Origin of the sequence: Bacillus sp. PSXD-155, from assembly GCF_049310765.1 — a bacterium.
Taxonomy (GTDB): domain Bacteria; phylum Bacillota; class Bacilli; order Bacillales; family Bacillaceae_G; genus Bacillus_A; species Bacillus_A cereus.
This window is the reverse complement of the sequence record NZ_JBMOWC010000029.1, coordinates 31,630-49,882: the sequence shown is the minus strand read 5'-3', so window position 1 is coordinate 49,882 and position 18,253 is coordinate 31,630. Positions and strand designations below refer to the sequence as shown.

Sequence of the window (18,253 nt, the reverse complement as noted above, 5' to 3'; positions counted from 1 at the left end):
CGTAGTTCCCTCCTTTGTTCATGGGTTTAAATCCTCAGTCGTCTTTACGTAAACCTAAACCTAATTCCTCAAGTTTATGTTTAACTTCTTCTAAGGATTTACGTCCTAAGTTACGAACTTTCATCATATCTTCTTCTGTTTTGTTCGCAAGCTCTTGTACAGTATTAATTCCTGCACGTTTTAGGCAATTATAAGAACGAACAGAAAGGTCTAGTTCTTCGATAGTCATCTCAAGAACTTTCTCTTTTTGATCTTCTTCCTTCTCGACCATAATCTCAGCATTTTGTGCTTCATCAGTTAAACCAACAAAGATATTTAAATGCTCAGTTAAGATTTTGGCACCTAAAGAGATAGCTTCTTTTGGCCCGATGCTTCCATCCGTCCATACATCAAGCGTAAGCTTATCATAATTAGCCACTTGTCCGACACGTGTCTTTTCCACTTGGTAAGTCACACGTGATACTGGAGTATAAATAGAATCAATAGGAATTACTCCTATTGGTTGATCTTCGCTTTTATTTGCATCAGCTGGCGTATACCCACGGCCACGCTTTGCAGTTAAACGCACGCGGAAATGCGCATCTTTTGCTAACGTTGCAATGTGTAAATCTGGATTTAAGATTTCTACATCACTATCGTGAGTAATATCAGCAGCTGTGACAATACCTTCGCCCTGCACATCAATTTCCAACGTCTTCTCTTCTTCAGAGTAGATTTTAAGAGCTAACTTTTTCAAGTTTAAGATGATCGTCGTAACGTCTTCTACTACGCCCTCAACTGTTGAAAATTCATGTAATACGCCATCGATTTGGATAGCAGTAACAGCGGCACCAGGGAGTGAGGATAAAAGAATACGACGTAAGGAGTTACCCAAAGTAGTACCATATCCACGCTCAAGCGGTTCAATTACGAATTTACCATATTTAGCATCTTCGTTAAGTTCAACCGTTTCGATTTTCGGCTTTTCGATTTCAATCATTAACTAAACCCTCCTTCAAAACGTCGAAACCCCGGTTAAACAAAGGTATAACCCCTGTCTAACCGAAAGTCCCCCTTAGGCAGTTCCCGATTGTGCACAACAAGCGATGTTTCTGTACGAAATTTCTCGATAATGCATCATATCCATTATAGACAAAAGGGAAAATTCTATACAGAAAAATTACACACGACGACGTTTTGGCGGACGACATCCATTATGAGGAACTGGAGTAACATCTCTAATTGCTGTTACTTCTAGACCTGCAGCTTGAAGAGCACGAATTGCAGCTTCACGACCAGCACCAGGACCTTTAACAGTAACCTCTAAAGTTTTTAAACCGTGCTCCATTGCAACTTTAGCAGCAGCTTCAGCAGCCATTTGCGCAGCGAATGGAGTAGATTTACGAGATCCACGGAAACCAAGTGCACCAGCACTAGACCAAGAAAGCGCGTTACCGTGAGTATCTGTAAGTGTTACGATTGTGTTGTTGAAAGTAGAACGAATATGAGCTATACCAGCTTCGATATTCTTTTTCACACGTTTTTTACGAGTGTTTGTTTTACGTGCCATTGTTAGTTCAACCTCCTTTACTTATTATTTCTTTTTATTTGCTACTGTACGACGTGGACCTTTACGTGTACGAGCATTGTTTTTAGAATTTTGACCACGAACTGGTAAACCACGACGGTGACGAAGACCACGGTAAGAACCGATCTCCATTAGACGTTTAATGTTAAGAGATACTTCACGACGAAGGTCTCCCTCAACTTTAATACGATCGATAACATCACGGATACGTCCTAATTCGTCTTCCGTTAAATCACGAACTCGTGTTTCTGAAGAAATACCAGCTTCAGTAAGAATTTTTTCAGCAGTTGTGCGACCAATGCCGAATACGTAAGTTAAAGAAATAACAACGCGTTTGTCTCGAGGAATATCTACACCTGCGATACGTGCCATTCTGAATGCACCTCCTTCTGATTAACCTTGTTTTTGTTTATGTTTAGGGTTTTCACAAATAACCATTACTTTTCCACGTCTACGAATAACTTTACATTTTTCGCAGATTGGTTTAACTGACGGTCTTACTTTCATGTCTCGAACCTCCTTAAAGATTACGGAGTGCTATATTATTTAAAACGGTACGTAATACGACCACGATTTAAATCGTACGGAGATAATTCTACCGTAACTTTGTCTCCTGGTAAAATACGAATGAAGTTCATACGGATTTTACCAGAAACGTGAGCCAATACGACATGCCCATTCTCTAATTCTACTTTGAACATAGCATTTGGCAACGTTTCAAGAACGGTACCTTCGACTTCAATTACATCATCTTTAGCCATTCAATAGTTCTCCCTTCTTCAAATCAGTAACATTTTACACTGCTCTGAAATCCCGGAGAGCCAGCTACTTATAAAGTGGTAAGGATTTCGTATCCTGCTTCTGTAAGAGCAATCGTGTGCTCAAAATGGGCACACCATTTACCATCTACCGTTACCACTGTCCAGTCATCAGATAGTGTTTTTACATATCGTCTTCCTTGATTCACCATCGGCTCAACACAGATGACCATTCCCGGCTTTAATCTAGGGCCTCTATTTGGTGGACCATAGTGCGGGATTTGAGGGTCCTCATGTAAGTCTTGCCCGATTCCGTGACCAACATACTCCCTAACGATCGAGAATCCATTCTCTTCAGCATGGGTTTGAACCGCATGTGAGATATTTGATAATCTCTCGCCTGGTTTTACTTGTTCTAGACCAAGATACAACGATTTTTCTGTGACATCAAGTAGCTTTTGAACAGATTCAGAAATGTTTCCAACTGGATACGTCCATGCAGAATCTCCATGGTACCCATTGTATTTCGCACCAATATCGATACTGATGATATCGCCCTCTTTGAGCTTGCGCTTTCCTGGAATTCCGTGTACAAGCTCTTCATTTACAGAAGCACATATGCTCCCCGGAAATCCGTTGTATCCTTTAAAAGATGGCGTAGCACCATATTTTTGAATCGTCTTTTCCGCTATTTGATCGAGCTCTTTCGTTGTAATTCCTGGAGTAATGTGCTGTTTCAACTCTTGATGAGTTAAAGCAACGATTCTGCCAGCTTCTCGCATGATTTCTATCTCGCGAGGAGTTTTGCAGATGATCATTACGCTAAGCCTCCGATGAGAACATCGATATCAGCAAATACTTTATTGATATCTTGCTCACCATTAATGCTTTTTAAGTAACCAAGCTCGTCGTAGAAATCAAGCAAAGGTTTTGTTTGCTTAATATTCACATCTAAACGATTTGCTACAGTTTCTTCATTGTCATCAGAGCGTTGGTATAATTCGCCACCACATTTATCGCACACATCAGCTGTTGCTGGTGGATTGAATTCTAAGTGGTAAGTCGCACCGCACTCTTTACAAATGCGACGGCCTGTAAGGCGTTTTAATAACAACCCTGAATCCACATTAATGTTTAAAACATAGTCGATTTTTTTGCCAAGATCTTTCATAATCTCTTCAAGAGCTGATGCTTGTGCAACAGTTCGTGGGAAACCGTCTAGTAAGAAACCTCTTACGCAGTCTTCTTGACTTAAACGTTCACGAACAATTCCGATTGTAACTTCATCTGGAACAAGTGCACCTTTATCAATAAAAGATTTTGCTTGTAGACCCATTTCAGTTTCAGCCTTCATAGCTGCACGGAACATATCTCCTGTTGAAATGTGAGGGATGTTATACTTGGCTACAATCTGTTCGGCTTGTGTACCTTTACCAGCACCAGGAAGCCCCATTAAAATTAAGTTCATCCTTGTTCCCCCTCAGTACATGAGCATGTAGGGAAGATGGTTCTTCCCACTTACTCACTGCTTGATAAACCCTTTGTAATGGCGTTTTACCAGTTGGCTTTCTAGCTGCTTCATTGTTTCTAAAGCAACGCCGACAACGATTAACATACTCGTTCCACCAATCTGTGCAGATGGAGGAAGATTTCCCAATTTCGTAAAGATAACTGGTAAGATTGCAATCGCTGCTAGGAAAATTGATCCTACAAAGGTCAAACGATACAAGATTTTTGTTAGATATTGTTCTGTATTCTTACCCGGACGAATACCTGGAACATATCCACCTTGCTTGTTTAGATTCTCTGACATTTGCTCTGGATTAACCTGAACAAACGCATAGAAATATGTGAAGGCTACAATGAGCGCAACATATATGATCATTCCCACTGGGTGAGAATAGTTAAAGTTTGCAATAATCCACTGCGATACATCATGTTTCGGGAAGAACTGTGCAATAGTTGGAGGCGTAATTAAGAATGAAACAGCAAAAATGACTGGAATAACACCCGCACTATTTACCTTAAGCGGTAAATGTGTGTTTTGTGCTCCAGCATGATTCCCATTCCCTCCTGTTACACGCTTCGCGTATTGAATTGGGATCTTTCTAACAGCTTGTTGAATGAAAATAACACCAACAATAACTGCTAGCACAGCTAGTAAAATCAATGCAACTTTAACGATACTCATGAACAATTGATCTCCGATATTTTGAAACTGTTGTTGATACACTTGAGATATAACACTTGGGATCGCTGCAGCAATACCGCCAAAGATAAGGATGGAAATACCATTACCCACACCTTTAGCTGTAATCTGTTCGCCTAACCACATTAAAAATGCAGTACCAGCAGTCAGTACCGTAGCAATGTATAAATAAGTGCTCCAACCAGGATTCAAAATTAATTGCCCACCTACCATACCGTTAAAACCGATTGACATACCAAACCCCTGAATAAACGCAAGAACAATTGTAAAGTAACGCGTGAATTGCGTTAGTTTACGACGGCCCATTTCACCTTGCTTCGACCATTCCGAAAATTTAGGAACAACATCCATCTGCAATAATTGCACGATGATGGATGCTGTAATATACGGCATGATTCCCATCGCAAAGATGGAGAAGTTTTTCAAGGCGCCACCGCCAAATGTATTTAGAATACCTAAAGCATTTAATTGGTCTTGTGCTTTCAGTACGTCTCCATTTGTAAATGGCACTGGGATAAACGTGCCAATCCTGAATACGATTAACATCGCTAAAGTGAATAATATTTTACGTCTTATCTCAGCAACGCGCATAAAGTTGGAGATTGTACGAAACATTAGATCACCTCAACTGATCCGCCAGCTGCTTCAATTGCTTCTTTAGCACTTGAAGAGAACTTGTGCGCTTTAACAGTTAGTTTTTTCTCTACTGCTCCGCTTGCAAGAATTTTAACACCGTCGTTTAACTTGCTGATAACGCCAGTTTCCAGCAATAATTCAGGTGTTACTTCTGTACCATCTTCAAAACGATTTAACGTTGATAAGTTTACAATAGTAAACTCTTTACGGTTAATGTTTGTGAAGCCGCGTTTTGGTAAACGACGGAATAATGGAGTTTGACCACCTTCGAAGCCAAGACGAACACCGCCACCAGAACGTGCGTTTTGTCCTTTATGACCTTTACCAGCAGTTTTACCGTTACCAGAACCGATACCACGACCGACACGGTTACGTACTTTACGAGAACCTTCTGCAGGTTTTAATTCATGAAGTTTCATTCCCAGGCACCTCCTTATATTAATGAGTTATCCTTAAGCTTCTTTTACAGTTAAAAGGTGAGAAACTTTGTTGATCATACCAAGAATAGCAGGAGTTTCTTCCTTAACTACAGTTGAATTCAACTTTTTAAGACCTAAAGCTTCTACCGTCGCACGTTGATCTTGTGGACGACCAATTACACTACGAGTGAGGGTAATTTCTAACTTTTTCGCCATTTGTTTTCCCTCCTTAACCTAGTAGCTCTTCTACAGATTTACCGCGTAATTTTGCAACATCTTCAGCGCGCTTAAGTTCGCTTAATCCGTTCACAGTAGCGCGAATCATGTTGATTGGTGTGTTAGAACCAAGAGATTTCGAAAGAATATCTTGTACACCAGCTAATTCAAGTACCGCACGAACAGGTCCACCAGCAATAACACCAGTACCTTCAGCAGCAGGTTTTAAGAATACTTCACCAGCTCCAAAGTGACCGTTGATTGTGTGTGGAATTGTTGTACCAACTAATGGTACAGCGATTAAGTTTTTCTTAGCGTCTTCGATAGCTTTGCGGATTGCGTCTGGTACCTCTTGTGCTTTACCAGTACCGAATCCAACATGACCGTTTTTATCGCCAACTACAACTAGTGCAGCAAAGCGGAAACGACGACCACCCTTAACAACTTTCGCGACACGATTTATCGTAACTACACGTTCTTCAAGTTCTAATTTACTTGGGTCAATGCGATGCATCAATTTTCCCTCCTTTGACCATTAAAATTGTAATCCAGCCTCACGAGCAGCTTCAGCTAGAGCTTTAACACGGCCATGGTATAAGTAACCACCGCGATCAAATACTACTTCTTTAACGCCTTTCTCTACAGCACGCTTAGCAACTGATTCTCCAACTTTCGTAGCAGCTTCAGTATTGCTAGTACCGTTAAGAGCAAGGTCTTTATCAAGAGTAGATGCACTTACTAACGTTACACCATTCACATCATCAATAACTTGAGCGTAAATATGTTGGTTAGAACGGAACACGTTTAAACGTGGACGCTCTGCAGTACCAGTAAGTTTAGCACGTACACGTGCATGTCTTTTCTTACGAGTCGCATTTTTATCAGCTTTAGTGATCATTTTCTTGTCACTCCTTTCTCTCACCTAACGGGTTTACTTAGCAGTTTTACCTTCTTTACGACGAACAACTTCGCCTTCGTAACGAATACCTTTACCTTTGTAAGGCTCAGGAGCACGTACAGCACGGATGTTAGCAGCAAATTCGCCAACACGTTGCTTGTCGATACCTTTAATTACGATTTTAGTTGGTGCAGGTACTTCAACTTCAAGTCCTGCTTCCGGAGTCATTTCTACTGGATGAGAATAACCTACGCTTAAAACAAGTTTATCTCCTTGTTTTTGAGCACGGTAACCAACACCGACTAATTCAAGTCCGCGTGCGAAACCTGCAGTTACACCTTCAACCATGTTTCCGATTAAAGCACGAGTTGTACCGTGTAATGCACGGTGTTCCTTCTGTTCAGATGGACGCTCAACTGTTAGTGTATTTTCTTCAATTTTGATAGACATATCAGCATTGAATTTACGAGTTAATTCACCTTTAGGGCCTTTTACTGTTACAGTATTGTCTTCTGCAATTGTAATAGTAACACCTGCAGGGATTTCAAGAATCTTTTTACCAATACGAGACATGTGGTCACACCTCCGTTCGTTTTAAATATATATTACCAAACGTATGCTACTACTTCTCCACCAGTTTGTAATTGACGAGCGTCTTTGTCTGTCATTACTCCCTTAGATGTAGAAACAAGAGCGATACCTAATCCGTTAAGTACACGTGGTACTTCGTCAGCTTTAGCGTAAACGCGTAAGCCAGGTTTACTGATACGTTTTAATCCAGTGATTACACGTTCATTGTTTGCACCATATTTCAGGAAAATACGAAGGATACCTTGTTTGTTATCCTCGATGTATTCTACATCACGAATGAAACCTTCACGTTTTAAAAGTTCAGCGATCTCTTTTTTGATTTTAGAAGCAGGAACCTCTAATTTCTCATGACGTACCATGTTCGCATTACGGATGCGAGTAAGCATGTCTGCAATTGGATCTGTCATCACCATGTGTTTTACCTCCTTCCCATTTGTGGGTTTTACCAACTAGCTTTTTTAACACCAGGAATTTGACCTTTATATGCAAGTTCACGGAAACAAATACGGCAAAGTTTAAATTTGCGGTATACAGAATGCGGACGACCGCAGCGTTCGCAACGTGTATACTCTTGTACTTTAAACTTAGGAGTACGCTTTTGTTTCGCTATCATAGATTTTTTAGCCACGTTTTCGCCTCCTCTACTTAGCGTTGGCTTCCATTATTTTTGGAATGGCATACCGAATTGTGTTAAAAGTTCACGAGCTTCTTCATCAGTTTTCGCTGTAGTAACGATTACGATGTCCATACCGCGTACTTTGCTTACTTTATCATAATCAATCTCAGGGAAGATAAGTTGCTCTTTAACACCTAATGTGTAGTTCCCACGACCATCGAATGATTTCTTAGAAACACCACGGAAATCACGTACACGTGGTAAAGAAACCGATACTAATTTGTCGAAGAACTCATACATTTGCTCGCCGCGCAAAGTTACTTTCGCACCGATTGGCATACCTTCACGAAGACGGAAACCAGCGATTGATTTTTTAGCACGAGTTACAACAGGTTTTTGACCTGCGATTTGTGTTAATTCTTCTACTGCATTGTCTAAAGCTTTTGAGTTAGATACCGCGTCACCAACACCAGTGTTGATTACGATCTTTTCGATTTTCGGTACTTCCATCACAGATTTATAGTTAAACTTGCTCACTAGAGCAGGAGTAATTTCCTTTTGGAACTTCTCTTTAAGGCGATTCAATGAAGTGACCTCCTTTCTTAAGAAAATTATTTATCTAATAATTCACCAGATTTTTTTGCAATACGAACTTTTTTACCATCTTCTACTTTGAAGCCTACGCGAGTAGGTTCACCTGTTTTCGGATCTAAAATCATAACGTTAGAAACGTGAATAGGTGCTTCTTTAGTAATAATTCCACCTTGTGGATTTAATTGAGATGGCTTAGAGTGTTTTTTAACGATGTTAACACCCTCAACGATAACACGGTTTTGCTTTGGGAAAGCCACAAGGATAACGCCTTGTTTTCCTTTGTCTTTACCAGTGATTACCTGTACTTTATCACCTTTTTTTACATGCATCTTAATTCTGCACCTCCTTAGCAAGGCAATACCTTAAATTATAGAACTTCTGGAGCTAAAGAAACGATCTTCATGAAGTTGCTATCACGTAATTCACGAGCTACTGGTCCGAAGATACGAGTACCACGTGGGCTCTTATCGTCTTTAATGATAACCGCTGCGTTTTCATCAAATTTGATGTAAGAACCGTCCGGACGACGAGCTCCGCTCTTCGTACGTACTACTACTGCTTTAACAACGTCACCTTTTTTAACAACGCCACCTGGTGTTGCTTGTTTTACCGTAGCAACGATAATGTCACCAATGTTAGCATATTTACGACCAGAGCCGCCTAATACTTTAATTGTTAAAAGTTCACGTGCACCAGAGTTGTCAGCAACTTTCAAACGAGATTCTTGTTGGATCATGTTATGAAACCTCCCTTCGGACTAAAAATTCCGATTCGTCTATTTAGATAATAACCGCTTCTTCAACGATTTCAACTAAACGGAAACGCTTAGTAGCAGAAAGCGGGCGAGTTTCCATGATTTTAACGATATCGCCAAGTTTCGCTTGGTTTTGCTCATCATGGGCTTTGTACTTCTTAGAATACTTAACACGTTTTCCGTACAAGGAATGAGTTTTGTAAGTTTCAACTAAAACTGTAATCGTTTTGTCCATTTTGTCAGACACTACACGACCAGTATAAACTTTGCGTTGGTTACGTTCGCTCACTATGCAAACCTCCCCTCAATTTATCGATTAATTCCGATCTCTCTTTCACGAACTACAGTTTTCATACGAGCAATTGCTTTACGCACTTCACGAATGCGAGTTGGATTCTCTAATTGTCCTGTAGCAAGTTGGAAGCGAAGATTAAACAACTCTTCCTTTAAAGCTTTAACTTTTGTTTCGATTTCGGCAGTGGTTAATTCACGAATATCATTAGTTTTCATTAGATTCACCACCATTTTCTTCACGTTTTACGAATTTACATTTCACAGGTAACTTGTGAGCTGCAAGACGTAATGCTTCGCGTGCTACCTCTTCAGATACACCCGCGATTTCGAACATAATTTTCCCAGGTTTTACTACTGCTACCCAGCCTTCTGGTGCCCCTTTACCGGAACCCATACGTACTTCTAGAGGTTTTGCAGTGTAAGGTTTAGAAGGGAAAATTTTAATCCATACTTTACCGCCACGTTTCATGTAACGAGTCATTGCACGACGAGCAGCTTCGATTTGACGGTTTGTAATCCATGAAGCAGCTTGTGCTTGTAAACCGAATTCACCGAAAGCAACTTCAGTTCCACCTTTAGCACGACCACGCATTTTACCACGATGCTCTCTACGATATTTTACGCGTTTTGGCATTAACATATTATTTTCCTCCTTCCTCAGAAGCTTTCTTTTTTGTAGGAAGGACTTCTCCACGGTAGATCCATACTTTTACGCCTAATTTACCGTATGTTGTATCAGCTTCAACTGCTGCATAGTCAATATCAGCGCGAAGTGTATGAAGTGGAACAGTTCCTTCACTGTAAGATTCTGCACGAGCGATATCAGCTCCGCCAAGACGACCAGAAACCTGTGTTTTAATACCTTTAGCACCTGCACGCATAGCACGTTGAATAACTTGCTTTTGTGCACGACGGAATGATACACGGTTTTCTAATTGACGAGCGATGTTTTCGCCTACTAATTTAGCGTTAAGATCAGCTCTCTTAACTTCTAAAATGTTGATGTGTACACGCTTGCCTGTTAATTGGTTAAGAGCTTTACGAAGTGCTTCAACTTCAGTACCACCTTTACCAATTACCATACCAGGTTTTGCAGTGTGAATTGTAACATTTACACGATTTGCTGCACGTTCGATTTCTACTTTAGCAACAGCAGAATCTTTTAAGCGTACATTAATGTACTCACGGATTTTGATGTCTTCATGTAATAATGTAGCGTAATCTTTCTCAGCGAACCAACGAGATTCCCAGTCACGGATAACACCGACACGAAGACCAATTGGATTAACCTTTTGACCCATCGATTATCCCTCCTTCTTTTCTGATACCACAACTGTAATGTGGCTTGTGCGTTTGTTAATTTGGCTTGCACGACCCATTGCACGTGGACGGAAACGTTTCAACGTTGGACCTTCGTCAACGAAGACTTTTTCAACAACTAGGTTGTTAATGTCCATCTCATAATTGTGCTCTGCATTTGCGATTGCAGATTTTAAAACTTTTTCTACAACTGGAGAAGCAGTTTTTGGTGTGTGGTTAAGGATAGCAATCGCTTCACCCACTTGCTTACCTCGGATTAAGTCTACTACTAAACGAACTTTACGAGGAGCAATACGAACTGTTCTCGCTACTGCTTTAGCTTGCATTGAAGTGCCTCCTCTCATTATCTTCTAGTTTTCTTATCGTCAGCAAGGTGACCTTTATACGTACGAGTTGGTGCGAATTCACCTAACTTATGGCCAACCATATCCTCAGTGATGTACACAGGTACGTGTTTACGACCATCATATACAGCGATTGTGTGTCCGATGAACTGAGGGAAGATTGTTGAACGGCGAGACCAAGTTTTAACAACTTGTTTTTGCTCAGATGCAACTAATTTTTCCATTTTGCTCATTAAGTGATCATCGACAAATGGTCCTTTTTTTAAGCTACGAGCCATTTTGGTGCCTCCCTTCGTGATTGGCGTACGGTTCTAGAAATGAACCGTACTACAATCCCATTATTTTTTACGACGACGAACGATGAATTTGTCAGACGCTTTGTTTTTCTTACGAGTCTTGAATCCAAGAGTTGGTTTACCCCATGGAGACATTGGAGACTTACGTCCGATTGGAGAACGTCCTTCACCACCACCGTGTGGGTGATCAACCGGGTTCATTACAGAACCACGAACTGTTGGGCGTTTACCTAACCAGCGAGAGCGACCTGCTTTACCGATTTTAATAAGTTCGTGTTGTTCGTTACCTACTTGACCGATTGAAGCGCGACAAGCAGATAATACAAGACGTACTTCACCAGAAGTTAAACGTACAAGTACGTATTTACCTTCTTTACCAAGTACTTGAGCAGATGTACCAGCAGAACGAACTAATTGTCCGCCACGACCAGGCTTAAGCTCGATGTTATGAACAACAGTACCTACTGGAATGTTGATTAATGGTAATGCGTTACCGATTTTGATGTCAGCTTCTGGGCCAGACATAACTTCCATACCTACTTCTAAAGATTTAGGAGCAAGAATGTAACGTTTTTCACCGTCAACGTAGTTAATTAATGCGATATTCGCAGAGCGGTTTGGATCGTATTCGATCGTAGCAACGCGTCCTGGAATTCCATCTTTGTTACGCTTAAAGTCGATGATACGGTATTGACGCTTATGTCCGCCACCTTGATGACGTACAGTAATTTTACCTTGGTTATTACGACCAGCCTTCTTGCTTAAAGGAGCAAGTAATGACTTTTCGGGTCTGTCAGTCGTGATTTCAGCGAAATCATTCGTAGTCATATTACGACGACCGTTAGTAGTTGGATTATACTTTTTAATTCCCATCTCAATTTCCCTCCTTCTTTAGTAAGAATTAAACGCCTTGGAAGATTTCGATTTCTTTGCTGTCAGCAGTTAGCTTAACGATTGCTTTACGACGACGGCTAGTAAAACCAGCGTGACGACCAACGCGTTTTGCTTTCGGCTTGTAGTTCATGATGTTCACTTTTTCTACTTTAACACCAAAGATCGCTTCAAGAGCATCTTTAACTTCTGTTTTATTAGATTTAACGTCCACATCGAACGTGTATTTTTTTTCAGCCATCATTTCCATAGAACGTTCAGTGATAACTGGGCGCTTAATGATATCACGAGGATCTCTCATTATGCAAGCACCTCCTCTACTTTTTCCACTGCCGCTTTTGTCATGATTAGCTTATCATGATGAAGCACGTCTAAAACGTTTACGCCATCAGCAGTGATTACTGTTACTCCAGGGATATTGCGAGCAGATAACTCTACAGATTCGTTTGCATCAGCAGTTACGATAAGAGCTTTCTTCTCAACAGTTAATCCTTTAAGTACTGCTAGCATGTCTTTTGTTTTTGGTGCATTTAACACTAGGTCTTCAAGAACTACAATGTTGTTCTCAACTACTTTAGTAGCTAATGCAGATTTGATTGCTAAACGACGAACTTTCTTAGGAAGTTTGTACGCATAGCTTCTTGGTGTAGGTCCGAATACCGTACCACCACCACGCCATTGAGGAGAGCGGATAGACCCTTGACGAGCACGTCCAGTTCCTTTTTGACGCCATGGTTTACGACCACCACCGCGAACTTCAGAGCGAGTTTTTACTTTGTGTGTACCTTGACGTAAAGATGCACGTTGCATCATTACAGCTTCGAAAAGTACAGCTTCATTTGGTTCGATACCGAAAATAGCTTCAGCTAATTCGATTTCACCAACCTGTGAACCAGTTTGGTTATATACAGTAACTTTTGGCATTGGAATTCCTCCTTCCTATTGTGAATTATTTGCTAACCTTCACAGCGCCTTGAACAACTACAAGAGATTTCTTAGCACCTGGAACGTTACCTTTTACTAGTAATAAGTTGCGCTCAGTGTCAACTTGAACGATTTCTAAGTTTTGGATAGTAACTTGGTCTCCACCCATACGTCCAGCAAGTTTTTTGCCTTTGAATACACGGTTCGGAGCAACTGGGCCCATTGAACCTGGACGACGGTGATAGCGAGAACCATGAGACATAGGTCCGCGAGATTGTCCGTGGCGTTTGATAACACCTTGGAAACCTTTACCTTTAGAAATTCCTGTTACGTCAACGATTTCACCTGCAGCGAAAACTTCAACTTTTACCTCTTGACCAACCTCTAATCCGTCCACGTCTGCATCGCGGATTTCGCGAATGAAGCGCTTAGGAGTTGTAGATGCTTTAGCAGTGTGGCCTTGTTCAGGTTTGTTAGTTAACTTTTCACGTTTATCTTCAAATCCTAACTGGATTGCATTGTAGCCATCAGTTTCAGTTGTTTTCTTTTGAAGAACAACGTTTGGATTAGCAGCGATAACTGTTACTGGGATTAACTCACCGTTCTCAGCAAATACTTGAGTCATACCGATCTTTCTTCCTAAGATTCCTTTGGTCATGAGTTACACCTCCTACATTTTTAAGTTATATAATTTATAGTTTGATTTCGATATCTACACCAGACGGTAAGTCTAAACGCATTAATGAATCTACTGTTTGTGGAGTAGGACTCACGATATCGATTAAACGTTTGTGTGTGCGCATTTCGAATTGCTCACGAGAATCTTTGTACTTATGAACAGCACGAAGAATTGTGTAAATAGTCTTCTCAGTTGGTAATGGGATCGGACCAGAAACTGTTGCCCCAGAACGCTTAGCTGTTTCTACAATTTTCTCAGCTGATTGATCAAGAATACGGTGATCATAAGCTTTTAAACGGATACGAATTTTTTCTTTTGCCATTATTTTCCCTCCTTCGTTCGCCTATTTCTAAAATAGACCTTCTCCATGGAAATTTCCCCACACCATGCCATGGCAAAGCGGCCGGGTGTGTCAGCAACCTTCCACTTCATCGCAGTCAAAGACCAACATTGTCTATTATACAATGTTATTCGTCTAGATGCAAGCATCTTTTTGTTTGCATCTGCTTTTCTCTACTTTTGCTATTATACATGGCACTTTAAAGAATTTCAAGTTTTCATCTAACAGAATTCGTTTTACAGTTTCTGGATTATCTTTTGTTGTTTTTATATTACTATAGAAGAAACTCGTCAAAACAAAAAAACACACTCTTCTTCTTTATATAAACGCAAACAAAAAACCTAAGGGAAAATCCCTTAGGTTTTTTTATATCAGCTAAGATTACTCAACGATAGTAGCAACTACACCGTAACCTACTGTACGTCCACCTTCACGAATAGAGAATTTAGTTCCCTCTTCGATAGCGATTGGAGCGATAAGTTCGATAGTCATTTCGATGTTGTCACCAGGCATTACCATTTCAGTACCTTCTGGTAATTGGATGATACCAGTTACGTCAGTTGTACGGAAGTAGAACTGAGGACGGTAGTTAGCGAAGAATGGAGTGTGACGTCCACCTTCTTCTTTAGATAATACGAAAACTTCAGCTTTGAATTTAGCGTGTGCTTTTACAGAGCCAGTTTTAGCAAGAACTTGTCCACGTTGGATGTCTTCACGAGCAACCCCACGAAGAAGAGCACCGATGTTGTCTCCAGCTTGAGCTTGGTCAAGAAGTTTACGGAACATTTCTACACCAGTTACAGTTGTAGAAGCATTCTCTTCAGCAAGACCGATGATTTCTACTACGTCACCAACTTTAACGATTCCGCGCTCTACACGACCAGTTGCAACTGTACCACGACCTGTGATAGAGAATACATCCTCGATAGGCATTAAGAATGGTTTGTCAGTTTCACGTTCTGGAGTTGGGATGTAAGCATCAACTTCAGTCATTAATTCAATGATTTTTGCTTCCCAATCAGCTTCTCCTTGAAGAGCTTTAAGAGCAGAACCTTTGATTACAGGAATGTCGTCGCCTGGGAATCCGTATTCAGATAATAGGTCACGAACTTCCATTTCTACTAATTCTAATAATTCTTCGTCGTCTACCATGTCGCATTTGTTTAAGAATACAACGATGTAAGGAACACCTACTTGACGAGAAAGAAGGATGTGCTCACGTGTTTGAGGCATTGGGCCATCAGCAGCAGATACTACTAAGATACCGCCGTCCATTTGAGCAGCACCAGTGATCATGTTTTTAACATAGTCAGCGTGACCTGGGCAGTCAACGTGTGCATAGTGACGAGTTTCAGTTTCGTACTCAACGTGTGCAGTTGAGATTGTGATTCCGCGCTCTCTTTCTTCTGGAGCAGCGTCGATTTGATCGTATCCGCGTGCTTCAGCACCACCAGCTTTTGCAAGAACTGTAGTGATCGCAGCAGTTAATGTAGTTTTACCATGGTCAACGTGGCCGATTGTACCGATGTTAACATGGGGTTTAGAACGTTCGAATTTAGCTTTAGCCATTCTAAATTCCTCCTTAGTTTATATAGGTTATTTTATATTTAGACTAGAAAGCGAAACTTACGTCCCACTTTCTAAGCTTACATAAGTAGTTATACTCGAACAATTGATAAAAATCAATTATTCGCCTTTATTTTTTTTAATAATTTCTTCTGAAACAGACTTCGGTACTTCTTCATAATGATCAAATGTCATTGAGAATGTTCCGCGTCCTTGAGTGTTAGAACGTAATGCTGTCGCATAACCGAACATTTCAGAAAGTGGAACCATAGCGCGAACAACTTGTGCGTTACCGCGAGCTTCCATACCTTCTACACGTCCACGACGAGATGTTACGTCACCCATGATGTCTCCCATGTACTCTTCAGGAATTACAACTTCAACTTTCATCATTGGCTCAAGAATTACTGGGTTACATTTAGAAACCGCAGCTTTAAGTGCCATTGATGCAGCGATTTTGAACGCCATCTCAGATGAATCGACATCATGGTAAGAACCGTCAACTAATGCTGCTTTAATGTCAACTAGTGGATAACCAGCTAGTACACCATTTTTAAGTGAGTCTTCAAGACCCGCTCCAACAGCTGGGATGTATTCACGTGGAACTACACCGCCGACGATTTTGTTTTCGAATTCAAATCCTTTACCTTCTTCGTTAGGTGCAAACTCAATCCAAACGTGACCGAATTGTCCACGTCCACCAGATTGACGAGCAAACTTACCTTCAACTTTCGCAGCAGCGCGGAAAGTTTCACGGTATGCTACCTGAGGAGCACCAACGTTTGCTTCGACTTTGAATTCACGGCGCATACGGTCAACGATGATATCAAGGTGAAGTTCACCCATACCAGCGATGATAGTTTGGCCAGTTTCTTGGTCAGTGTGAGCACGGAATGTTGGATCTTCTTCAGAAAGCTTAGATAATGCTGTACCCATTTTATCTTGGTCAGCTTTAGATTTTGGTTCGATAGCTACAGAGATAACTGGCTCTGGGAATTCCATAGACTCAAGGATAACAAGGCTCTTCTCGTCACAAAGAGTATCACCAGTAGTAGTATCTTTTAAACCTACAGCAGCAGCGATATCACCAGCGTAAACTGTTGAAATCTCTTCACGGCTGTTAGCGTGCATTTGTAGGATACGTCCTACACGCTCACGCTTACCTTTAGTTGAGTTTTTCACGTATGATCCAGAGTTTAACACACCAGAGTACACACGGAAGAACGTTAACTTACCAACATAAGGGTCAGTCATGATTTTGAATGCTAAAGCTGCGAATGGTTCTTCATCGCTAGACTTACGTTCGATTTCTTCATCTGTATCCGGAAGAGTACCTTTAATAGCAGGTACATCTAATGGAGATGGTAGGTAGTCGATAACTGCGTCTAACAGAATTTGAACACCTTTGTTTTTGAATGCAGAACCACAGATTACTGGGAAGAATTCTACAGAAGTTGTAGCCTTACGGATACCAGCTTTAAGCTCTTCTACAGTGATTTCTTCACCTTCTAGGTACTTCATCATCATTTCTTCATCAAGCTCAGCTACCGCTTCAATAAGCTTTCCGCGGTATTCTTCAGCTAGTTCTTTGTGCTCTTCAGGAATTTCGACACGCTCGATGTCTGTTCCTAAATCGTTACCGTACATGTAAGCACACTCTTCAACAAGGTCAATGATACCATTGAACTCATCTTCAGCACCGATTGGTAACTGAATTGGATGTGCGTTTGCTTGTAAACGATCGTGGATTGTTCCTACAGAGTATAAGAAATCTGCACCGATCTTATCCATTTTGTTAACGAATACGATACGAGGTACACCGTAAGTAGTAGCCTGACGCCAAACAGTTTCTGTTTGTGGTTCTACACCAGATTGTGCATCAAGTACTGCTACCGCACCATCAAGTACGCGTAAAGAACGTTCTACTTCTACTGTGAAGTCTACGTGTCCTGGAGTGTCAATGATGTTTACACGGTGACCTTTCCATTGAGCTGTAGTTGCAGCAGAAGTAATTGTGATACCACGCTCTTGCTCTTGCTCCATCCAGTCCATCTGAGATGCACCTTCATGAGTTTCACCGATTTTATGAATACGTCCTGTGTAATACAGAATACGCTCAGTTGCTGTTGTTTTACCAGCATCGATGTGAGCCATGATACCAATATTACGAGTGTTTTCTAAAGAGAACTCTCTTGTCATTTGGTGTCTTGCTCCTTCCATATATGGATTGGATTTTTTATTTTAAGTAGCAAAAAAGCCACTTTATATTGTTACATATGCCAGTGTCCAGTACCCTCATTATGTAAAACGAGCGCCCAACGAAAGGGAGAGGCATTCTCCC

At 41.0% G+C, this 18,253-nt stretch carries 31 protein-coding genes; all 31 read right to left on the bottom strand.

The window, feature by feature from the left end; all coding sequences use genetic code 11:
• Positions 1–34: 34 nt before the first annotated feature.
• The 31 genes from ACO6VI_RS23915 to fusA all read right to left on the bottom strand — a co-directional run bounded on the left by ACO6VI_RS23915 (position 35) and on the right by fusA (position 18,111).
• A complete protein-coding gene (locus ACO6VI_RS23915) occupies positions 35–979 on the bottom strand; it encodes a DNA-directed RNA polymerase subunit alpha (protein WP_000569643.1) in 945 nt (314 codons plus the stop codon).
• A 180-nt stretch (positions 980–1,159) separates the two neighbouring features.
• Complete coding sequence (rpsK, locus tag ACO6VI_RS23910; RefSeq protein ID WP_000101797.1) at positions 1,160–1,549, bottom strand: 30S ribosomal protein S11; 390 nt, start codon at positions 1,547–1,549, stop codon at positions 1,160–1,162.
• A gap of 24 nt (positions 1,550–1,573) precedes the next feature.
• On the bottom strand, positions 1,574–1,939 hold the full coding sequence (gene rpsM / locus ACO6VI_RS23905) for a 30S ribosomal protein S13 (protein WP_000090792.1): 366 nt from the start codon (positions 1,937–1,939) through the stop codon (positions 1,574–1,576).
• Between the two features lie 21 nt (positions 1,940–1,960).
• Positions 1,961–2,074 carry a 50S ribosomal protein L36 gene (gene rpmJ, locus ACO6VI_RS23900; protein ID WP_000868344.1) on the bottom strand — a complete coding sequence of 38 codons (114 nt, stop codon included), beginning with the start codon at positions 2,072–2,074 and terminating at the stop codon, positions 1,961–1,963.
• A gap of 35 nt (positions 2,075–2,109) precedes the next feature.
• Positions 2,110–2,328, bottom strand: a complete 219-nt coding sequence (infA, locus tag ACO6VI_RS23895) for a translation initiation factor IF-1 (protein ID WP_001029884.1) — start codon at positions 2,326–2,328, stop codon at positions 2,110–2,112.
• A 68-nt stretch (positions 2,329–2,396) separates the two neighbouring features.
• Entirely contained in the window at positions 2,397–3,143 is a 747-nt protein-coding gene (gene map, locus ACO6VI_RS23890) for a type I methionyl aminopeptidase (RefSeq protein WP_000582539.1), read from the bottom strand.
• On the bottom strand, positions 3,143–3,793 hold the full coding sequence (locus tag ACO6VI_RS23885; protein ID WP_001048997.1) for an adenylate kinase: 651 nt from the start codon (positions 3,791–3,793) through the stop codon (positions 3,143–3,145). The genes map and ACO6VI_RS23885 overlap by 1 nt, the downstream gene beginning before the upstream one ends.
• A 54-nt stretch (positions 3,794–3,847) precedes the next feature.
• On the bottom strand, positions 3,848–5,149 hold the full coding sequence (secY, locus tag ACO6VI_RS23880; protein WP_000490118.1) for a preprotein translocase subunit SecY: 1,302 nt from the start codon (positions 5,147–5,149) through the stop codon (positions 3,848–3,850).
• Positions 5,149–5,589 carry a 50S ribosomal protein L15 gene (gene rplO / locus ACO6VI_RS23875; RefSeq protein WP_000766083.1) on the bottom strand — a complete coding sequence of 147 codons (441 nt, stop codon included), beginning with the start codon at positions 5,587–5,589 and terminating at the stop codon, positions 5,149–5,151. The genes secY and rplO overlap by 1 nt, the downstream gene beginning before the upstream one ends.
• A 33-nt stretch (positions 5,590–5,622) precedes the next feature.
• A complete protein-coding gene (gene rpmD, locus ACO6VI_RS23870) occupies positions 5,623–5,805 on the bottom strand; it encodes a 50S ribosomal protein L30 (protein WP_001085233.1) in 183 nt (60 codons plus the stop codon).
• A 13-nt stretch (positions 5,806–5,818) separates the two neighbouring features.
• A complete protein-coding gene (rpsE, locus tag ACO6VI_RS23865) occupies positions 5,819–6,319 on the bottom strand; it encodes a 30S ribosomal protein S5 (RefSeq protein WP_000554646.1) in 501 nt (166 codons plus the stop codon).
• Positions 6,320–6,340: 21 nt separating this feature from the next.
• The gene (rplR, locus tag ACO6VI_RS23860; RefSeq protein ID WP_000628818.1) at positions 6,341–6,703 is read right to left on the bottom strand and encodes a 50S ribosomal protein L18; all 363 of its coding nucleotides are present in this window, start codon (positions 6,701–6,703) and stop codon (positions 6,341–6,343) included.
• A 33-nt stretch (positions 6,704–6,736) separates the two neighbouring features.
• On the bottom strand, positions 6,737–7,276 hold the full coding sequence (gene rplF / locus ACO6VI_RS23855) for a 50S ribosomal protein L6 (RefSeq protein ID WP_000086551.1): 540 nt from the start codon (positions 7,274–7,276) through the stop codon (positions 6,737–6,739).
• Between the two features lie 32 nt (positions 7,277–7,308).
• Entirely contained in the window at positions 7,309–7,707 is a 399-nt protein-coding gene (rpsH, locus tag ACO6VI_RS23850; RefSeq protein WP_000245511.1) for a 30S ribosomal protein S8, read from the bottom strand.
• A 29-nt stretch (positions 7,708–7,736) separates the two neighbouring features.
• The gene (gene rpsN / locus ACO6VI_RS23845; RefSeq protein WP_001085700.1) at positions 7,737–7,922 is read right to left on the bottom strand and encodes a 30S ribosomal protein S14; all 186 of its coding nucleotides are present in this window, start codon (positions 7,920–7,922) and stop codon (positions 7,737–7,739) included.
• Positions 7,923–7,955: 33 nt separating this feature from the next.
• Entirely contained in the window at positions 7,956–8,495 is a 540-nt protein-coding gene (gene rplE, locus ACO6VI_RS23840) for a 50S ribosomal protein L5 (protein ID WP_001080829.1), read from the bottom strand.
• Between the two features lie 26 nt (positions 8,496–8,521).
• Complete coding sequence (gene rplX / locus ACO6VI_RS23835) at positions 8,522–8,833, bottom strand: 50S ribosomal protein L24 (protein WP_000558200.1); 312 nt, start codon at positions 8,831–8,833, stop codon at positions 8,522–8,524.
• A 38-nt stretch (positions 8,834–8,871) separates the two neighbouring features.
• Complete coding sequence (rplN, locus tag ACO6VI_RS23830) at positions 8,872–9,240, bottom strand: 50S ribosomal protein L14 (protein ID WP_000615912.1); 369 nt, start codon at positions 9,238–9,240, stop codon at positions 8,872–8,874.
• A gap of 43 nt (positions 9,241–9,283) precedes the next feature.
• Positions 9,284–9,547: a 30S ribosomal protein S17 gene (rpsQ, locus tag ACO6VI_RS23825; protein ID WP_000004106.1), complete on the bottom strand. Its 264-nt coding sequence runs from the start codon at positions 9,545–9,547 to the stop codon at positions 9,284–9,286.
• Between the two features lie 20 nt (positions 9,548–9,567).
• Complete coding sequence (gene rpmC / locus ACO6VI_RS23820) at positions 9,568–9,768, bottom strand: 50S ribosomal protein L29 (RefSeq protein WP_000855718.1); 201 nt, start codon at positions 9,766–9,768, stop codon at positions 9,568–9,570.
• The gene (rplP, locus tag ACO6VI_RS23815) at positions 9,758–10,192 is read right to left on the bottom strand and encodes a 50S ribosomal protein L16 (protein WP_000928971.1); all 435 of its coding nucleotides are present in this window, start codon (positions 10,190–10,192) and stop codon (positions 9,758–9,760) included. Before rplP ends, rpmC begins: the two co-directional genes overlap by 11 nt.
• 1 nt (position 10,193) lies before the next feature.
• The gene (rpsC, locus tag ACO6VI_RS23810; RefSeq protein WP_000529956.1) at positions 10,194–10,853 is read right to left on the bottom strand and encodes a 30S ribosomal protein S3; all 660 of its coding nucleotides are present in this window, start codon (positions 10,851–10,853) and stop codon (positions 10,194–10,196) included.
• 3 nt (positions 10,854–10,856) lie between these two features.
• A complete protein-coding gene (gene rplV, locus ACO6VI_RS23805; protein WP_001148024.1) occupies positions 10,857–11,198 on the bottom strand; it encodes a 50S ribosomal protein L22 in 342 nt (113 codons plus the stop codon).
• Positions 11,199–11,215: 17 nt separating this feature from the next.
• Complete coding sequence (rpsS, locus tag ACO6VI_RS23800) at positions 11,216–11,494, bottom strand: 30S ribosomal protein S19 (protein WP_000124454.1); 279 nt, start codon at positions 11,492–11,494, stop codon at positions 11,216–11,218.
• 60 nt (positions 11,495–11,554) lie between these two features.
• Positions 11,555–12,385 (bottom strand): 50S ribosomal protein L2, encoded by an 831-nt coding sequence (rplB, locus tag ACO6VI_RS23795; protein WP_000511583.1) that lies wholly within the window; start codon positions 12,383–12,385, stop codon positions 11,555–11,557.
• A 28-nt stretch (positions 12,386–12,413) separates the two neighbouring features.
• The gene (rplW, locus tag ACO6VI_RS23790) at positions 12,414–12,704 is read right to left on the bottom strand and encodes a 50S ribosomal protein L23 (RefSeq protein ID WP_001205558.1); all 291 of its coding nucleotides are present in this window, start codon (positions 12,702–12,704) and stop codon (positions 12,414–12,416) included.
• Positions 12,704–13,327 (bottom strand): 50S ribosomal protein L4, encoded by a 624-nt coding sequence (gene rplD / locus ACO6VI_RS23785; protein WP_001127258.1) that lies wholly within the window; start codon positions 13,325–13,327, stop codon positions 12,704–12,706. Before rplD ends, rplW begins: the two co-directional genes overlap by 1 nt.
• A 25-nt stretch (positions 13,328–13,352) precedes the next feature.
• Positions 13,353–13,985, bottom strand: a complete 633-nt coding sequence (gene rplC / locus ACO6VI_RS23780; RefSeq protein ID WP_000160209.1) for a 50S ribosomal protein L3 — start codon at positions 13,983–13,985, stop codon at positions 13,353–13,355.
• A gap of 34 nt (positions 13,986–14,019) precedes the next feature.
• A complete protein-coding gene (gene rpsJ, locus ACO6VI_RS23775; protein WP_001040595.1) occupies positions 14,020–14,328 on the bottom strand; it encodes a 30S ribosomal protein S10 in 309 nt (102 codons plus the stop codon).
• 399 nt (positions 14,329–14,727) lie between these two features.
• Complete coding sequence (tuf, locus tag ACO6VI_RS23770) at positions 14,728–15,915, bottom strand: elongation factor Tu (RefSeq protein WP_001029617.1); 1,188 nt, start codon at positions 15,913–15,915, stop codon at positions 14,728–14,730.
• Between the two features lie 117 nt (positions 15,916–16,032).
• The gene (gene fusA / locus ACO6VI_RS23765; RefSeq protein WP_000196383.1) at positions 16,033–18,111 is read right to left on the bottom strand and encodes an elongation factor G; all 2,079 of its coding nucleotides are present in this window, start codon (positions 18,109–18,111) and stop codon (positions 16,033–16,035) included.
• Positions 18,112–18,253: the final 142 nt, after the last annotated feature.

What these genes read in the sequence shown, in the direction of transcription:
- rplN (WP_000615912.1), bottom strand. Translation starts at nt 9,240, where the DNA reads ATGATCCAACAAGAATCTCGTTTGAAAGTTGCTGACAACTCTGGTGCA.
- rplO (WP_000766083.1), bottom strand. Translation starts at nt 5,589, where the DNA reads ATGAAACTTCATGAATTAAAACCTGCAGAAGGTTCTCGTAAAGTACGT.
- ACO6VI_RS23885 (WP_001048997.1), bottom strand. Translation starts at nt 3,793, where the DNA reads ATGAACTTAATTTTAATGGGGCTTCCTGGTGCTGGTAAAGGTACACAA.
- rpmD (WP_001085233.1), bottom strand. Translation starts at nt 5,805, where the DNA reads ATGGCGAAAAAGTTAGAAATTACCCTCACTCGTAGTGTAATTGGTCGT.
- rplP (WP_000928971.1), bottom strand. Translation starts at nt 10,192, where the DNA reads ATGTTAATGCCAAAACGCGTAAAATATCGTAGAGAGCATCGTGGTAAA.
- rplB (WP_000511583.1), bottom strand. Translation starts at nt 12,385, where the DNA reads ATGGGAATTAAAAAGTATAATCCAACTACTAACGGTCGTCGTAATATG.
- rpsK (WP_000101797.1), bottom strand. Translation starts at nt 1,549, where the DNA reads ATGGCACGTAAAACAAACACTCGTAAAAAACGTGTGAAAAAGAATATC.
- rpsJ (WP_001040595.1), bottom strand. Translation starts at nt 14,328, where the DNA reads ATGGCAAAAGAAAAAATTCGTATCCGTTTAAAAGCTTATGATCACCGT.
- rpsC (WP_000529956.1), bottom strand. Translation starts at nt 10,853, where the DNA reads ATGGGTCAAAAGGTTAATCCAATTGGTCTTCGTGTCGGTGTTATCCGT.
- rpmC (WP_000855718.1), bottom strand. Translation starts at nt 9,768, where the DNA reads ATGAAAACTAATGATATTCGTGAATTAACCACTGCCGAAATCGAAACA.
- fusA (WP_000196383.1), bottom strand. Translation starts at nt 18,111, where the DNA reads ATGACAAGAGAGTTCTCTTTAGAAAACACTCGTAATATTGGTATCATG.
- rpsM (WP_000090792.1), bottom strand. Translation starts at nt 1,939, where the DNA reads ATGGCACGTATCGCAGGTGTAGATATTCCTCGAGACAAACGCGTTGTT.
- ACO6VI_RS23915 (WP_000569643.1), bottom strand. Translation starts at nt 979, where the DNA reads ATGATTGAAATCGAAAAGCCGAAAATCGAAACGGTTGAACTTAACGAA.
- rplR (WP_000628818.1), bottom strand. Translation starts at nt 6,703, where the DNA reads ATGATCACTAAAGCTGATAAAAATGCGACTCGTAAGAAAAGACATGCA.
- infA (WP_001029884.1), bottom strand. Translation starts at nt 2,328, where the DNA reads ATGGCTAAAGATGATGTAATTGAAGTCGAAGGTACCGTTCTTGAAACG.
- rpsE (WP_000554646.1), bottom strand. Translation starts at nt 6,319, where the DNA reads ATGCATCGCATTGACCCAAGTAAATTAGAACTTGAAGAACGTGTAGTT.
- rpmJ (WP_000868344.1), bottom strand. Translation starts at nt 2,074, where the DNA reads ATGAAAGTAAGACCGTCAGTTAAACCAATCTGCGAAAAATGTAAAGTT.
- rpsS (WP_000124454.1), bottom strand. Translation starts at nt 11,494, where the DNA reads ATGGCTCGTAGCTTAAAAAAAGGACCATTTGTCGATGATCACTTAATG.
- rplC (WP_000160209.1), bottom strand. Translation starts at nt 13,985, where the DNA reads ATGACCAAAGGAATCTTAGGAAGAAAGATCGGTATGACTCAAGTATTT.
- rpsH (WP_000245511.1), bottom strand. Translation starts at nt 7,707, where the DNA reads ATGGTGATGACAGATCCAATTGCAGACATGCTTACTCGCATCCGTAAT.
- rplD (WP_001127258.1), bottom strand. Translation starts at nt 13,327, where the DNA reads ATGCCAAAAGTTACTGTATATAACCAAACTGGTTCACAGGTTGGTGAA.
- map (WP_000582539.1), bottom strand. Translation starts at nt 3,143, where the DNA reads ATGATCATCTGCAAAACTCCTCGCGAGATAGAAATCATGCGAGAAGCT.
- rplX (WP_000558200.1), bottom strand. Translation starts at nt 8,833, where the DNA reads ATGCATGTAAAAAAAGGTGATAAAGTACAGGTAATCACTGGTAAAGAC.
- tuf (WP_001029617.1), bottom strand. Translation starts at nt 15,915, where the DNA reads ATGGCTAAAGCTAAATTCGAACGTTCTAAACCCCATGTTAACATCGGT.
- rplF (WP_000086551.1), bottom strand. Translation starts at nt 7,276, where the DNA reads ATGTCTCGTATTGGTAAAAAGATTCTTGAAATCCCTGCAGGTGTTACT.
- secY (WP_000490118.1), bottom strand. Translation starts at nt 5,149, where the DNA reads ATGTTTCGTACAATCTCCAACTTTATGCGCGTTGCTGAGATAAGACGT.
- rplW (WP_001205558.1), bottom strand. Translation starts at nt 12,704, where the DNA reads ATGAGAGATCCTCGTGATATCATTAAGCGCCCAGTTATCACTGAACGT.
- rplV (WP_001148024.1), bottom strand. Translation starts at nt 11,198, where the DNA reads ATGCAAGCTAAAGCAGTAGCGAGAACAGTTCGTATTGCTCCTCGTAAA.